The sequence below is a fragment of the Paenibacillus sp. HW567 genome (assembly GCF_000374185.1).
In the GTDB taxonomy this organism is placed as follows: Bacteria; Bacillota; Bacilli; order Paenibacillales; family Paenibacillaceae; genus Paenibacillus_AQ.
The window spans coordinates 5,170,938-5,186,748 of the sequence record NZ_KB910518.1; the positions used below are offsets into that span (position 1 = coordinate 5,170,938).

General features: G+C 54.8%; 8 protein-coding genes and 2 rRNA genes (1 of these 10 running past the window's edge). 1 reads left to right on the top strand and 9 read right to left on the bottom strand.

Translation table 11 applies throughout. The annotated features are described in order from the left end of the window. Together B212_RS35090 and B212_RS0122950 are read right to left on the bottom strand one after the other, a co-directional pair. Positions 1-1,568: ribosomal RNA gene (locus tag B212_RS35090) — 23S ribosomal RNA — on the bottom strand; it reaches 1,426 nt to the left of the window's first position. Between the two features lie 327 nt (positions 1,569-1,895). Next, a 16S ribosomal RNA gene (locus B212_RS0122950) occupies positions 1,896-3,446 on the bottom strand. The 16S and 23S rRNA genes sit together here, the layout of an rRNA operon. Positions 3,447-3,936: 490 nt before the next feature. Here B212_RS0122950 and B212_RS0122955 point away from each other — a divergent pair. Beyond that, a complete protein-coding gene (locus B212_RS0122955) occupies positions 3,937-4,224 on the top strand; it encodes a hypothetical protein (protein WP_019913474.1) in 288 nt (95 codons plus the stop codon). 62 nt (positions 4,225-4,286) lie between these two features. Here the strand turns inward: B212_RS0122955 and B212_RS0122960 are convergent, their stop codons facing one another. The 7 genes from B212_RS0122960 to B212_RS0122990 all read right to left on the bottom strand — a co-directional run bounded on the left by B212_RS0122960 (position 4,287) and on the right by B212_RS0122990 (position 15,793). Beyond that, positions 4,287-7,034: an alpha-mannosidase gene (locus B212_RS0122960; protein WP_019913475.1), complete on the bottom strand. Its 2,748-nt coding sequence runs from the start codon at positions 7,032-7,034 to the stop codon at positions 4,287-4,289. Between the two features lie 17 nt (positions 7,035-7,051). Further along, entirely contained in the window at positions 7,052-7,267 is a 216-nt protein-coding gene (locus tag B212_RS0122965; protein WP_028531012.1) for a hypothetical protein, read from the bottom strand. Further along, positions 7,255-7,518: a hypothetical protein gene (locus B212_RS0122970; protein ID WP_028531013.1), complete on the bottom strand. Its 264-nt coding sequence runs from the start codon at positions 7,516-7,518 to the stop codon at positions 7,255-7,257. Before B212_RS0122970 ends, B212_RS0122965 begins: the two co-directional genes overlap by 13 nt. A 54-nt stretch (positions 7,519-7,572) precedes the next feature. Then, positions 7,573-8,571, bottom strand: coding sequence for a glycoside hydrolase family 130 protein (locus B212_RS0122975; protein WP_019913476.1), 999 nt, complete (start codon positions 8,569-8,571; stop codon positions 7,573-7,575). A 65-nt stretch (positions 8,572-8,636) separates the two neighbouring features. After that, entirely contained in the window at positions 8,637-9,956 is a 1,320-nt protein-coding gene (locus B212_RS0122980) for a glycoside hydrolase family 125 protein (RefSeq protein WP_019913477.1), read from the bottom strand. Positions 9,957-10,044: 88 nt separating this feature from the next. Then, positions 10,045-13,458 (bottom strand): alpha-mannosidase, encoded by a 3,414-nt coding sequence (locus B212_RS0122985; RefSeq protein WP_019913478.1) that lies wholly within the window; start codon positions 13,456-13,458, stop codon positions 10,045-10,047. Continuing rightward, positions 13,445-15,793, bottom strand: a complete 2,349-nt coding sequence (locus B212_RS0122990) for a glycoside hydrolase family 3 N-terminal domain-containing protein (RefSeq protein ID WP_019913479.1) — start codon at positions 15,791-15,793, stop codon at positions 13,445-13,447. The genes B212_RS0122985 and B212_RS0122990 overlap by 14 nt, the downstream gene beginning before the upstream one ends. Positions 15,794-15,811 lie beyond the last annotated feature (18 nt).

Below are 15,811 nucleotides of genomic sequence, written 5' to 3' on the forward strand. Positions count from 1 at the left end.
CAGCCCAGCCTTACGGTGTGCGGATTTGCCTACACACCAGCCTCACTGCTTGGACGGACATCCATCAGTCCGCGTCACTACCCTCCTGCGTCACCCCATCGCTCATAGCGGATTACGGTGGTACAGTAATTTCAAACTGTTGTCCTTCGACTACGCCTGTCGGCCTCGCCTTAGGTCCCGACTTACCCTGAGCGGACGAGCCTTCCTCAGGAAACCTTGGGCTTTCGGCGGATCAGATTCTCACTGATCTTTTCGTTACTCATACCGGCATTCTCACTTGTGTATGCTCCAGCGCTCCTTACGGTACACCTTCAACGTATACACAACGCTCCCCTACCCCTGATGCAAAGCATCAAGCCATAGCTTCGGTGGTGTGTTTAGCCCCGTTACATTTTCGGCGCAGAGTCACTCGACCAGTGAGCTATTACGCACTCTTTCAATGGTGGCTGCTTCTAAGCCAACATCCTGGTTGTCTGTGCAACTCCACATCCTTTCCCACTTAACACACACTTGGGGACCTTAGCTGATGGTCTGGGCTGTTTCCCTTTTGACAATGGATCTTAGCACTCACTGTCTGACTCCCGGCAAGAAGTTAATGGCATTCGGAGTTTGACTGAGCTTGGTAACCCTTGCGGGCCCCGCACCCAATCAGTGCTCTACCTCCACCACTCCATTCACCGAGGCTAGCCCTAAAGCTATTTCGGGGAGAACCAGCTATCTCCGAGTTCGATTGGAATTTCTCCGCTACCCCCACCTCATCCCCGTACTTTTCAACGTACGTGGGTTCGGGCCTCCAGTGCGTGTTACCGCACCTTCACCCTGGACAGGGGTAGATCACACGGTTTCGGGTCTACGTCCACATACTTAATCGCCCTATTCAGACTCGCTTTCGCTGCGGCTCCGGCTTCTCACCTTAACCTTGCATGTTAAACGTAACTCGCCGGTTCATTCTACAAAAGGCACGCCATCATCCATAAACAGGACTCTGACTTTTTGTAAGCACACGGTTTCAGGTTCTATTTCACTCCCCTTCCGGGGTGCTTTTCACCTTTCCCTCACGGTACTGTTTCACTATCGGTCGCCAGGTAGTATTTAGCCTTGACAGATGGTCCTGCCGGATTCATACGGGGTTTCACGTGCCCCGCACTACTCGGGATCCGTCTCGGAGGGAATACAGTTTAGGTTACAGGGCTTTTACCTCTATCGCGGGCCTTTCCAGACCTCTTCACCTACCATTTTCCTTTGTAACTCCATGTGAGACGTCCCACAACCCCAAGGAGCAAGCCCCTTGGTTTAGGCTGTTCCGCGTTCGCTCGCCGCTACTGACGGAATCACTATTGTTTTCTCTTCCTCAGGGTACTTAGATGTTTCAGTTCCCCTGGTCTGCCTCTGCACACCCTATGTATTCAGATGTGAGTAACTGCGAATTACCACAGCTGGGTTTCCCCATTCGGACACCCCCGGATCAAAGCTTGCTTACAGCTCCCCGAGGCAGTTTCGTTGTTCGCCACGTCCTTCGTCGGCTCCTGGCGCCTAGGCATCCTCCGTGTGCTCTTAGTAGCTTAACCAACGTTCCGGTGTTTCGCTTGTTCGCTCATCTTGTTTTGAATGGCGCGCCCGGATGACTCCGTCCGCTAGATCATTCAAAGCCAAAGGTCGCTTCACAATCGAAAACCTTCACTTAGCATCGCTATTAAATCTTCACTTGTATTAACACAAGTTCAGCTTAAAGGAATGTTCTAAAACGCATTTTCGTTTCGGTATCCAGTTTTCAAGGATCAAGTTTATTACAATTGAGAGCTTAAACTCTCAAAACTGACCAACGAGTGAGTCACTAACCGACCTGGTTAGATTTAGATTTGAATGTTCTCATCGCAGAGAACGATTCTCCATAGAAAGGAGGTGATCCAGCCGCACCTTCCGATACGGCTACCTTGTTACGACTTCACCCCAATCATCTACCCCACCTTCGGCGGCTGGCTCCCTTGCGGGTTACCCCACCGACTTCGGGTGTTGTAAACTCTCGTGGTGTGACGGGCGGTGTGTACAAGACCCGGGAACGTATTCACCGCGGCATGCTGATCCGCGATTACTAGCAATTCCGACTTCATGCAGGCGAGTTGCAGCCTGCAATCCGAACTGAGACCGGCTTTGCTGGGATTTGCTCCACCTCGCGGCTTCGCTTCCCGTTGTACCGGCCATTGTAGTACGTGTGTAGCCCAGGTCATAAGGGGCATGATGATTTGACGTCATCCCCACCTTCCTCCGGTTTGTCACCGGCAGTCACTCTAGAGTGCCCAGCCTTACCTGCTGGCAACTAAAGTCAAGGGTTGCGCTCGTTGCGGGACTTAACCCAACATCTCACGACACGAGCTGACGACAACCATGCACCACCTGTCTCAACTTTCCCCGAAGGGCACCTGATGCATCTCTGCTTCGTTAGTTGGATGTCAAGACCTGGTAAGGTTCTTCGCGTTGCTTCGAATTAAACCACATACTCCACTGCTTGTGCGGGTCCCCGTCAATTCCTTTGAGTTTCAGTCTTGCGACCGTACTCCCCAGGCGGAGTGCTTACTGTGTTAACTTCGGCACCAAGGGTATCGAAACCCCTAACACCTAGCACTCATCGTTTACGGCGTGGACTACCAGGGTATCTAATCCTGTTTGCTCCCCACGCTTTCGCGCCTCAGCGTCAGTTACAGCCCAGAAAGTCGCCTTCGCCACTGGTGTTCCTCCACATCTCTACGCATTTCACCGCTACACGTGGAATTCCACTTTCCTCTTCTGTACTCAAGCCATCCAGTTTCCAGTGCGACCCCAGGTTGAGCCCAAGGTTTAAACACCAGACTTAAANAGCCGCCTGCGCGCGCTTTACGCCCAATAATTCCGGACAACGCTTGCCCCCTACGTATTACCGCGGCTGCTGGCACGTAGTTAGCCGGGGCTTTCTTCTCAGGTACCGTCACTCCGGTAGCAGTTACTCTACCGGACGTTCTTCCCTGGCAACAGAGCTTTACGATCCGAAAACCTTCATCACTCACGCGGCGTTGCTCCGTCAGGCTTTCGCCCATTGCGGAAGATTCCCTACTGCTGCCTCCCGTAGGAGTCTGGGCCGTGTCTCAGTCCCAGTGTGGCCGTTCACCCTCTCAGGTCGGCTACGCATCGTCGCCTTGGTGGGCCGTTACCCCACCAACTAGCTAATGCGCCGCAGGCCCATCCTCTAGTAGCAGATTGTTCCGCCTTTCATCCTTCCTTCAGGAGAAGAAAGGAATTATCCGGTATTAGCTACCGTTTCCGGTAGTTATCCCAGTCTACAGGGTAGGTTGCCTACGTGTTACTCACCCGTCCGCCGCTAAGCTTANCCCGAAGGATAAGCTCCGCTCGACTTGCATGTATTAGGCACGCCGCCAGCGTTCGTCCTGAGCCAGGATCAAACTCTCCAAATTGGTATTTAGAAAGAGCGATTCGCTCATTTTGAAACATCTGACGAGAATTTGCATTCTCATTTTGGAAGTCACTCACGTGATTTCCGATACTCACTCGTTGTTCAGTTTTCAAAGATCAAGCTCGTTGTTGGCGACGATGTTCTCGTCAGCAGCAACTCTTATACTATATCATGTCCGGCGTATTAATGCAAGCTCTTTTTTAATTTCTTTTTTCGAGCTCGGCGTTGAACTTTCTTGGCCGGAATTAGAATATATCATGTATAGAGATTCTTTGCAAGCATTTATTTCAAACTTGTTTGGGCTTACTCCGCATGCCCCGCTTCTTGCCTTGATATCATAGTCGGGTGTGAAACTTTATTTAAGTCTTAACGTCCATGAATGTACCTTCCCCCTATAAGCAAGAAGGAAACATGTTACGAAAGGGGTGACTGCTTTTTGAAGAGAGTTCACGACTTCTAGCTTCCCTTCCCTATAGGAGGTTAGAGTCACAATGAGCAGAAGTGTTAAGAAACACCCGGTGTGGAACGACCAGCGATCCCCAGGCTCTGTCTGGGCTAAAAGACAGGCGAGCAAAGCCGTCCGCCGCTATACCCGCGGGATCTCTGATGGTAAATCGTACAGAAAGGTCTACTGCCCTTGGAATATCCGCGATTACAGCTTCTACAAAACCAGACAGCAAGCGATTCACGAATGGGAGACCTCTGACTGGAGAAAACTTAGAACACCAACATTAGCTGAGGCTATTCGGAATTGGAGCAAAGATTACCGCAGGAAGTAAGCAAAAAGCTCCACCGGCAGGGAAGCGCCGGTGGAGCTTTTTTTTATCAAATAAGGGTAAGATCACAGATGGATGCCGAATGTTGCGATTTCGCATGCGCCTAACTGCAGAATATGTTCTGCATCTCCAGAATCCGGCAGCGGATTCGCACTCTCTTCGAGGATGCCAGTCTTGTATAGATGTTCATGGGCAAGCCCCAGCTTCAGCTCCAGGTCTGTTTGCCGGCCGCTCATATTGTACCAGCGCAGCAGGAGATCGCCGGTGGTTTCGTTCATTTTCATGGAGGAGAATGCTGCTTCTGCACTCTTCCAACTTAATGGAGAATACCCGGAGGCAAGCGCTCCCGCTTGTACACCAGTCTGGAAGGCGGTCCACGGTGTCTGGTACTGATAGGCTTCCGCATAAGCGCCTGAAGCAATCCCATCCCCAGTATGCGGAATCAGCATTAGTTGAGCGGTGTGCCCGCCGAGGCATTGGGCTTCCGGTGTCGGGAACCAGCCCCAGTCCCCGAGTTCGCCCACACTGCGCAGCAAAGTAACAGCTACTGTATTGCGCCCGTCGCGCAGCACTTCATATTCGTTCAGACCGAGATTGGCTACCGTCATGCCAGCTTTTGTACTGCTGACATCCACAAAAGCCTGCTGATGCTGCGTGTTGCTCGGGTTCAGCCACTCTGCTGCCGGTTCGTTGTCCCGCTTGGCAATTTCGAACATGGAATCGGCATGATGCACCGCTGTTTGCAGATCTGTGGGGAACAGCATGCGCACCCGGTGATCCTTGGCCACATTATTGATCGTCGATTCAATATGCAGCCCCTTGCCCTCACGCTCCAGAGAAATAACAGTACGAAGCTGCAAAATCACTGTTTCGCTGCTGCGCTGTGCCTTCCGCTCTGGATAGTACACCAATGCGCGCTGCTCCTCATTTAGTCTGGCGTCTGCCGAGGCGGGAATTTCCCATTCATGCTTAATCTCGACAGCCGCCCGGAAAGGAGTGTCTTCAAGTACAGTGATTGCTGCGTTCAAGCCTTTGGTCGTCAAAGGTGTCTCGCCATCAGGCTGTCTGTACATATATTCATTGCCAATGTCCCCGGTATTCTCGTAAACACCAAGATCACAGTATACAGCCCCGCTCGGCTTGTGATGCAGGCTGAAAGAGCCGTCCGCAGACACTTCAACACGGATCGCCGCATTCTCCATCACATGCCCACCGCTAATAAGGGAAGCTTGCTGTCCCGCAGGAGCTGCTGCTTGCTGTGTGATCCAGGCATAGGCGCGCAGTCCAAGTGCCGGTACCTCGGCCGCTTCGAAGGTGAGCTTCACTTTGCGGCACATATACGGCTGGCGGAATTTGTCGTCCGGCAGATCATAGCCGAATTCCAGACCCAAATCCTCTACGGTGCAAGCCAGCACATTGCCGTTGTCATCCACCAATACGCGGCCGGAGAGATCAGTCTCCTGCATTCTGCGCGAGGTTTCTTCCAAACCATAACCTTCGCCTAAATATAAACGGGCGGCATCCAGTTCAACGCTGACAGTTCCCGTACGGCTCCAGCCGGTGGTATTCATCACCACGAAGGGAACAGCCCCGCCTCTATCCGAATATCCGTCAAAAACAGAAGTATCCACAGCATCGGCGATGAATCTGGCGCTTTCTTCTATGATGCTCTCCGCTACATGGCGGCTTTTGTCAAAACGGGTTACCATCTCGCGGTGGACCTCATCTACGCTGCAGCCGCAGATGCTGTCATGGGGATGGTTCTGCATCAGCGTCTTCCAAGCGTAGGTGAACAGATGATGCGGATAGTCTTTGCCGGCAAGCTTGGCGATGGAGGCCAGGGGCTCGGCTACTTTTTCAAGGAGGGCCTGGCCCTTCTGGTTCATCTGCTTCAGGTACACACGTGCCGAGGCCGTATTGACCAGCGTGCCCCACCCGTCAGTCCGCTGGCTGCGCAGCTCTCCGGTGACGGAAGACAGTTCACGCCCGCTATGCTCCAGATCGGCATTCAACGCGTCCAGGTAATCGGGGAAGTTCGAATGAACGAACTCTACCTCCGGGTACAACGCCTGTGCGGCAGCAATCGCCTCCGGCAGGTCGAGCTGCAGCGGCTGATGGTCACACCCATTCATGAACAGCAGTTCGCCAGTGGAGGCATATTTCTCGGCATCCGCCAGCTTGCGGTCCCAAAACTCCCGGGCAGCGGTTTCGTCCACAGGAACCTCATTGCCGTTGGAATACCAGTTGGCGAAAAGAATACCAAGGATTCGGGAACCGTCCGGCCCTTCCCAGATCAGCTCGGAGAACGATGATTCATAACCGCCGTCCGATACGGTATTGTTGAAGCCGGTCGGTTTAACTCCTCTGCCGAAGAAGGCGTTTTTGATGCCGGACTGGAGCATAAGCTGCGGCGTCTGACCGACGAGACCGAAGGTATCGGGGAAGTAGCCGATTGCGGAAGGCTCGCCGTATTTCAGGGCGTCTTGGTGGCCGATCTGCATGTTTCGCACATTAGCTTCCCCGCTCGTAAGGAAAGCATCCTGCAGAATGTACCACGGACCGATCAGAATCCGGCCATCCCGGATGTGCCGTTCCAGACGTTCCTTGTTCTCCGGGCGGACCTGGAGATAATCCTCGAGAATAATGGTTTGCCCATCCAGATAAAAGCTGCGGAAGGCCGAACTGCTCTCCAATTTATCCAAAAGCGCATCCACCAGCTCTACCAGACGTACATGATGCTTCTCGTAGGGCAAATACCATTCCCGGTCCCAGTGGGTGTGGGAAACGATATGCGCCGTTTTTTTCTTCGTCATGAATCCCATCTCTCCCCTTAAATCTTGCTTAATGTATTGTAATCGCGCCCTTGGCCGAGCTGCCGCTCCACCACGGCGCCGCCAGTGTCTGTTGGCCGGGTGGCTGCGGCGGCATCCCGCACTTGCACCTCCTTGACCAGCTCCGCGATCCGGCGCTGCCCGTAGGAGACGGCAAAGGCTCTATCACCAAGCTTCATCTCCTCCTCGCGCCGCACGTTGCTTAGCTCACGCATACCGAGAATTCCTCTAGGCGACCGGACGGCTGCCAGTAGGAGTTGAGTCCAAGTGCTCCGGTCACTACAAGCACTGCTCTAGTGTGTTCTATAAAAGCAATCAACTGTTCCATCGCGCTATCGTCCAAATTCTGCGCACTTGGCAACAGAATCAGGTTCGCGGCTGAGCCCAGCGCTTCCAGGCCATATTCCGAAACCGCCCGGAATGACAGGCGCAGCATTACTTCGGGAGCAAGGAGCCGCAGGTTCAAATACTGTCGTCTCGATTATGCCTTAATGTTATGTCCTGCTACTGTTCATTGATGCTATTCCTCAATCTCCAAAGGGAACTCCCTCATATATTTAAGCAATTCATCTACGGTGGTGAAGGCAAGGCCCGTAACGGTATCCGCACACCCGTAGTAGATAGCAATCCGTCCTGTAGCAGAATCTGTCAAAGCCGCGCAAGGGAAGGTCACATTGGGCACATCTCCCACACATTCGTACAACATTTCCGGTCCAAGAATATAATTGCGCGAACGGGCTTTCACTTTCCAAGGCTGATCCAGATCCAGGAGCGCACAGCCCATGCGGTAGACAAATCCATTACATGTGTTGATTACGCCGTGATAGATGAGCAGCCAGCCCTCGCTGGTTTCAATCGGAATAGGGCCTGGACCAATCTTCTTGGACTGCCAGGCGGAGGCATCCCCATTCACCGTGCCCATCACATAGCGGTGCTTGCCCCAGAAGGTAAGATCAGGGCTTTCACTGTAGAAAATATCTCCAAACGGAGTATGCCCGGTATCGCTTGGACGGCTAAGCATGGCATAATGCCCGTTTATCTTCCGCGGGAACAGCACGCCATTGCGGTTATACGGCAGAAAGGCGTTCTCCAATTGATGGAAAGTCTGAAAATCGGTGGTGTACGCGAGTCCGATGGTAGGCCCGTGATAGCCGTTGCACCAGGAAATATAGTAACGATCATCTATCTTGCAGACCCGGGGATCATAGCGGTATTCCCGTTTAATGACTTCTTCGTCACCTTGGAAAACAATCGGCTCATGCTGGATTGTCCAGTTCACACCATCCTCGCTGAAGCCTGCAAAGATATCCATGCTGACCGATTTGGAATCGCAGCGGAAGACGCCGGCGAACCCATTCCCAAAGGGGACGACCGCCGAATTAAACACACTGTTGGAGTTTGGGATGGCATCCCGCTTAATGATCGGATTGGCCGAATATCTCCACACGGGTGCGTGGGTGGCTACCGGCTTTTCCTCCCAAGGGATATTTGACAGATTTTCTCCAATAATTGTACTCATGCTCATGTCTCCTTTTCATATAAAAAAGTATCTTACTCCATCTTGTCATCAGTATCTGAAATAGCTTAGAGAATTCCTTCCTGTAGCGCCCGCCAGATCAGTTGGGAAAACAGGCTGTTCGACCAGGCGAACCAACTGCGCGTGAACACGGATGGGTCGTCCGCATGGAAGCCTTCGTGCATGAAGCCGGTATCGGCGTCCGTTGCTTCCAGCATGCTGATCACCGCCAGCTTCTCTTCCTTGGTGTCCGCCGTTATCCCTTGCATCGACAAGGCCATATGCCAGATATAGTTCTTGGGTGTGTGCGGACTGCCAATGCCTTTGGCCGCTGTTCCTTCATAATAGAAAGGATTTTCTTTACTGAGCGCAAATCGTCTGGTGTTCTGATAGATCGGATCATCGTTCTTCAAATAGCCCAGGTAAGGAATGGAGATCAGCCCCGGGGTTCCGGCATCATCCATCAGGCAGTAGTTGCCGAAGCCATCGGTCTCGTAGGCATAAATCGGTCCGAATTCAGGATGGCGGTAAATCCCGTACAGCTTAATGCCGTGATCAACTTCAAATTCCAGCTCCTTCAGCTCGGCAAGCATATCCATGTCGCGGAATACCCATTCGGCGAACTCCTGCATCTGGCGCAGCGCCACAACCGCAAACATGTTGCCGGGAATGTTGTAGTGGAAATCGCAGGCATCGTCACTGGAGCGGAAGCCGGACCAGATCATCCCTGTATAGTTCACCGGCATGCCGAGTCCGCTGTTACGCAGCGAATCCTCAGGGATGCCATTGTTGCGGCTGAAGCGGTAAGGCGACTGCTCGAAGTGGCGCTGCTCTCTTTTGAACAGATCCATAATGGTACGCAAAGCGGACTTGAAGCCGGCATCGAAGAAATCGGTCACGCCGGTCTCCTGCCAGTAGGTGTAGGCCAGGCGCACCACGAAGCAAAGCGAGTCAATCTCGAACTTCCGCTCCCAGACCCAAGGGGACATTTCGGTGCCATCGGTGGTGTTCCAGTGCCAATCATTGGCCGACTCGTTAAAAGCATTGGCGTAAGGGTCGATGTGGATGTACTGAATATGACGTTTGATCAGGCCGCCGATGATGCGCTGGAGATCCGGGTCATTTTTGGCCAAGGGTACATAATGAATGACCTGCTCCACAGAGTCGCGCAGCCAGGAAGCCGGAATATCGCCGGTAATGACAAAGGTTGTCCCGTCATCAAGCAGCTTGGTGGTCGTCTCAAGTGTATTGGGAAAACAGTTCTTGAAAAGCTGCAGCAGCTTCGGACGGTGGGCCAGCTTCACTTCAGCTTCGTCCAGCACCTCCTGTACCGCTTGAGGCAGCTTAATTTTCGGCATAGGGATCTTAGGCAATCTGAATTGTTCCAAGGAACGCACACTCCTTTGTTCATGTAGTTGGGGTTGAGCATATGCAGGCCGGGATATGGATAGGAGTGGGATAAGCAGCAATACCGGCTCAGCGAATGTAAATAGTCTTGATCTCAAAGGGAGCAAAGTGCAGCTCGAACTCGCCCTGGTGGTGGGCTACGGGTTCAAGCTTCTGTTCCAAAGCATTGGACAGGTGCACTTCGTTAAAAGGCTGCTTCCAGCCAAGCTTCACGGCTTCGCGTCCGCCGGAGGATTCATAGAGCCGCAGAATGCTGCCCTGTCCATCCTCGGATAGCTTCACCGTATCCAGCACAACCTGCTGCCCGTTGAAGCCGATTAATGCTCCAGTAGATGGCAGTTGTCCAGTCTTCATAGTGGCTGCAAAGGCCGGCACTTCATGATTCAGCTCCGCTGCCTTGCGCAGCGTGTGCGCACTCCGCCAATCCCCTTCATGGGGATATAAGGAATAGGTAAAGTCATGGCTGCCCAGGTCAGCAGTGATATCCGGCCATTTGGGCGCGCGCAGCAGAGATAAGCGAATCGTGCTGCCTTGAACGTCATAGCCGTATTTACAGTCATTCAGCAGACTGACGCCGTAACCATGCTCGGACACATCGGCAAAACGATGACCGCACACCTCATACTGGGCCTGCTCCCAGCATGTGTTGCGGTGGGTCGGGCGCTCAAGCGCCCCGAACGGAATCTCATAGGTCGCTTTGTCCGCAACCACATCCACCGGGAATCCAACCTTGAGCAGCTTGTGGGCTTCATTCCATTCCACATGTGTCTTGAAATCCATCCTGCGGTCATTCGCATACAGGATCAAATCCTGCGTAATTTCCGATTGGCCCAGCTTCCAATGGAATCTCAGCACATCCTGAACTTTGCCCGAGTGAAGCACGTATTTCGATACCAGCTCTGCCTCACCGGCGGGCTGATCTTCATAACGGCTGTCAATATCCCAGGCATCCCAGAGCGTCGGGCGGTCATGGAAAAAGTGGAACCGGTTGGCGCGTCCGCCCGGCTGTACAATTTCGCGGCCTGCCGTCTTGTCGAACAGGCTGGTAATCTCGCCCCGTTCATTAAACGTAAATCTGTAATACGGTGTGTCCCAGCTATCGTTCAACGCAGCGTACTCCGTCAACGGAGTGTGCTCCGCCGCCGCCACGGCTTCCGTAGTCTCCGCAGATGCAGCTCCCGTAAATGGTGCAGTTACTCCGGTTGCAGCTTTCATGCCGCCCACACTTCCGGTGATTGGTTCTGTGCTGGTTTCTTCGCGTCTCAGCCAGATTGTCTTATAGCCAAAGGCCGGAATCTGTGGGACATAGATATAGGCCGTCTTCTGCTCCGTTGAACCGGTGGCAGCCGACGATTCGGACACAAGATCCACCGAAAGTGAATGACCGTCCTCGTCGTAGGCTGCCCAGGTTAGGTTTGCCGATGTTTTCCCGGCAGTTGTCGCCTTAGTTGGTGTCGTCTTTGCTAATTCCGCATTGCTCAACCCACTATTGTTCAGTCCTGTATTGGTCACTTTCGCACTTGTTAGTTCCGTACCTGTCCATCCTGTACTTGCCGGTTGGGTGTCCGCCAGCGCTGCATTCTCCAGTTCCGTATGATCCGGCTGATCCGGCACAGGAATTGCAGCTACCACGTCCCGTGCCCAGCCCAGGCTGTTGAACAGCACATACGGCGTACCTTCGCCCACTGCCGCCACCTGGCCGGCCAAGGCCTGAAGACCCGGCTGGAGCGCCGATTGCCCGAGGGTGAACACCTCGCGGTATTCCTTCTCCGAAGTCTCATAAGCTTCGGTGATCGCCGAGCCGGGAATAATATCATGGAACTGGTTCAGCAGCACCAGCTTCCAGCCTTTATGGAGCTGTTCTACGCTGCTGCTCCGTTCTTCCGGCTTCATGAAGGAAGCCGCCACTGTCTGCCAAAGCTCCGCCTCGCGGTAAAGGATCTCCACCTTGCGGTTGTTCCGCTTGTTGCGGCCGTGGGTGGTATAGGTTCCCCGGTGCAGCTCCAGATACAGATCGCCGCGCCATTCCGGGAGCTTCGGCTGCCGTTCCCGGATGCCTGCGAAGAAATCGGCGGCACTGCTGATTTGGCTGGCCGGCTGGCCGACCATCAGCTCCGCCCGGCGGATATATTCCAGCATCTCGCGGGTCACGCCTCCGCCGCCGTCGCCATGACCGTAGAGCAGCATCTGCTCGTTATGGGTCTTCTTCTCGCGGAAGGATTGCCAGTGATCATGCACATCCTTCGGCAATGTATTCTCATTCACGCCATGATTGAGATAGGACAGCATGGCAGTGCCGTCAATGCCCACCCAGTGGAACAGATCGTAAGGGAACACATTGGTATCATTCCAGCCGAGCTTTGTGGTCATGAAATAATGCACTCCGCCATGCCGCAGGATCTGCGGAAGCGATGCGCAGTAGCCGAAGGTATCCGGCAGCCATTCAATGTCCGAGGTCTTGCCGAATTCCTCCAGATAGAAGCGCTGTCCGTAGAGCATCTGGCGCATCAGCGATTCACCGCTCGGAATGTTCAGATCCGGCTCCACCCACATGCCGCCGACAAGCTCCCAACGGCCTTCGCGGATTCTTTCTTTTACCTTGGCGAACAGCACGGGGTCATTCTCCTTGAGATATGCGAACAACTGCGGCTGGCTCTGGGCAAATTGGTATTCAGGGTATTCTTCCATCAAGGCGTGCACGGTTGAGAAGGTCCGGCTGGTCTTGCGCACGGTCTCCCGGGCCGGCCACAGCCAGGCAATATCAATGTGGGATTGGCCGACCATATGAATGGTGCCTTCCGCATTTCCGCCAATTCCCGCAATGCCTGCACGCAGCTTCTCTTCGAGAGCGGCAGCAGCCTTTCCCTCACGGATTGCTGCCTCAGATAAATTCAGAAATTCATCCATTACGCGGTACAAGGCTTCCAGCATCCGGGCCCGCCGCAAATCCGCTTCGGGCAGCAGAATGGCTGCATCCCGGACAATGATCGAGCTGTACATCAAGCTCTGAACCGCAACATTCACGAGCACAAGCTCCGTGCGGATCGCCCGGATCGGCGGCTGGATCACCGCCTGCTGGTTCAGCGGGTCCACCGGCTCCGGAATTGGATCAAACAATTCAATTTCCAGCTCCAGCGGCCTTCCGTCCGGGGCAGCTTCAAGCGTCACAAAGGTGTGGTTCCGGTCAAGGCCCTGACGGGATTCCCCATTGACCCTCAGCAAGCCCTCGCCTCCCGACTCAAAGATCAGACCCGCATGCTGCCGTTCCCATTCACGGGGAATTACAAGCGTACGGCGGAAGAAATACGTGGTTCCCTGAACACTTGGAAACAGGCTGAAATTTCCTTCGGTATAGGGGCGCATTGCATCATATTGGCCCGGCACGGTATATACCGAAGCTTGGATATCCCATTCCTCAAGCGCGCGCCGCTCTAGCCATTGCCGCTCTGACAGCTCGCGTATCAATCTTTTAATCCGCTCCATCTGAACCCTCCATTACCATAAGCGCGGCTTCCAGCACATCATTTACATGGCTGCCGGCCAGCACCTTGAAGGCTCCCGGCTCCACAACAGGCTGAACATCCGGGCCGATATATTGCAGTTGCTCCGGACCGACCTCAAATTCCACGATTTGCGATTCACCCGGAGACAGCGTGATTTTGCGGAAGCCCTTCAATTCCTTGGCGGGTCTCGAAACCTTGCTGGCAACATCGGAAATATATAGTTGAACGACTTCAGCCCCTGTACGCTCGCCCGTGTTAGTCACTTGTACGGTTACCGTTGCGGTTTCGCCTGCAGTGATCGACTGCGGCTCTACCTTAAGCTCAGCGTAGCTGAAGCTTGTATAGCTCAGCCCGAAGCCGAACGGGTAGCGGGGCTGCGAATCCGTCTCGAGGTATCTTTTGCCCCGGGAACGCTTGCCGTTGTAGTACACCGGAAGCTGTCCGACATCCTTCGGCCAGGAAACCGTCAACCGGCCTGAAGGATTCACCTCGCCGAACAGAATATCCGCCACCGCGTGGCCGCCCTCCTGACCTGGGTACCAGGCTTCCAGAATGGCATGGGCATGCTCCTCAATCCACGGCTCGCTTACCGGACGTCCGTTGATATAGACCACAATCACCGGCTTGCCCAGCTTATGAATCTCCTGCACCAGCTCAAGCTGCACACCCGAAAGGGCCAGTGAGATCCGGTCGATGCCTTCGCCGCAGTCCATATCGCTCCACGAATGCTCCGTAACCTTCGAGGCTCCGGTCTTCAGATCAATGGTGCCTTCGCCGAAATCGCGGGCGCTGGAGCCGCCGAGCACCATCACCACGGTGTCGGCCTGCGCCGCGCAGGACAGAGCCGCTTCGAAGCCTTCTCTGGAGTCGCCTTTGATCCGGCAGCCGGGCGCATGCAGCACCCGCTCCGGCCCCAGCTTGCTGCGCACACCGTCCAGCACGGTGACGATGCTTGCGCGCTGCTGCGGCGAGGTATAGTCGCCAAGCTGATTGTACGGCGCATCGGCGTTCGGGCCGATGACGGCAACCTTGCCGGAGCCGCCTATGCCGCTGCCCCCCGCGCCGCCGCTGCCGCCGGAACTGCCAGCCAGCGGTAGCGTATTCCCTTCATTCTTCAGCAGAATGATGCTTTCCGCCGCCAGCTTGCGGGCTAGCTCCCGGTGCTTCTTGCTGCCGATGAACTTCTCGGCTGCATCCGGGTCGGCATACGGCTGCTCGAACAGGCCGAGCTTGAATTTCAGCTCCAGCACCCGCTGCACGGCGCGGTCCAGAATCTCTGGAGCCAATCTGCCCGTGCGGACGGCGTTTACTAAGTGCTCGCCGAACATCGCGCCCGACATCTCCATGTCGATGCCGGAGCTAATGGCCTGCACGGAAGCATCCAGCCCATCCTCGGCAACATCATGGCCGGAAGCCAGCATTTCGATCGCGCCGCAATCGGTTATTACAAGGCCGTCAAAGCCCCAAGCTCCCCGGAGAATATCCTCCAAGAGCGCGGTATTCGTCGTGCAGGGAACGCCGTCGATTTCGTTGTAGGCAGGCATAACTGAAACCGCGCCAGCCTCTACCGCTTTCTTGAACGGCAGCAGATCCACTTCAAGCAGCTCGCGCCAGCCCATATGCACCGGGCCGGCATTTCTGCCGCCCTCGGAGCTGCCGTAGCCGACGAAATGCTTCAGGGTCGCCCCCACGCTCTCCTGGCTGCTCAGCGAATCACCCTGCAGCCCCTCCACGGAGGCGACGGCCAGTTCACTGATCAGGTAGGCGTCCTCGCCGAAGCATTCCTCGGTGCGCCCCCAGCGGGGATCGCGCACTACGTCCAGCACAGGAGAATAGGTCACGGTTCCGCCCTGGCTGCGGGTCTCCAGCGCCACCGCCCGGCACATCTCCCGGTACAGGTCCACATTCCAGGAGCTGCCCAGCGAGAGCGGAACCGGAAACACGGTAGCGCCAATCGCCATATGCCCGTGCGAGCATTCTTCCCCGATCAGAATCGGAATGCCCAGCCGGGAATGCTCGATAGCATAACGCTGAATCGCGTTGACCGCCTCCGCACCCTGGCGTGGGGACAGTCCGCTCGCCAGAGTTACACCTGTCCACGGATCGGCACGAAGCATGCCGTACAGCGACCCGATGCCTGTCTCCGCCACCCGGCGTTTGAAATCTTCGGTAAGCGTAATGGTTCCATTTGTATGTTCATAGGCCTGCCAGCCGAAGGGCTGAACCAGTTGTGCGGCCTTTTCTTCCAAGGTCATTAGTCCCAGCAGATGCTCCGCCCGTTCCTTGGCCGGTCTGCCCGGATCTGTATAGCTCATTTCTCCACGCCCTTTCTG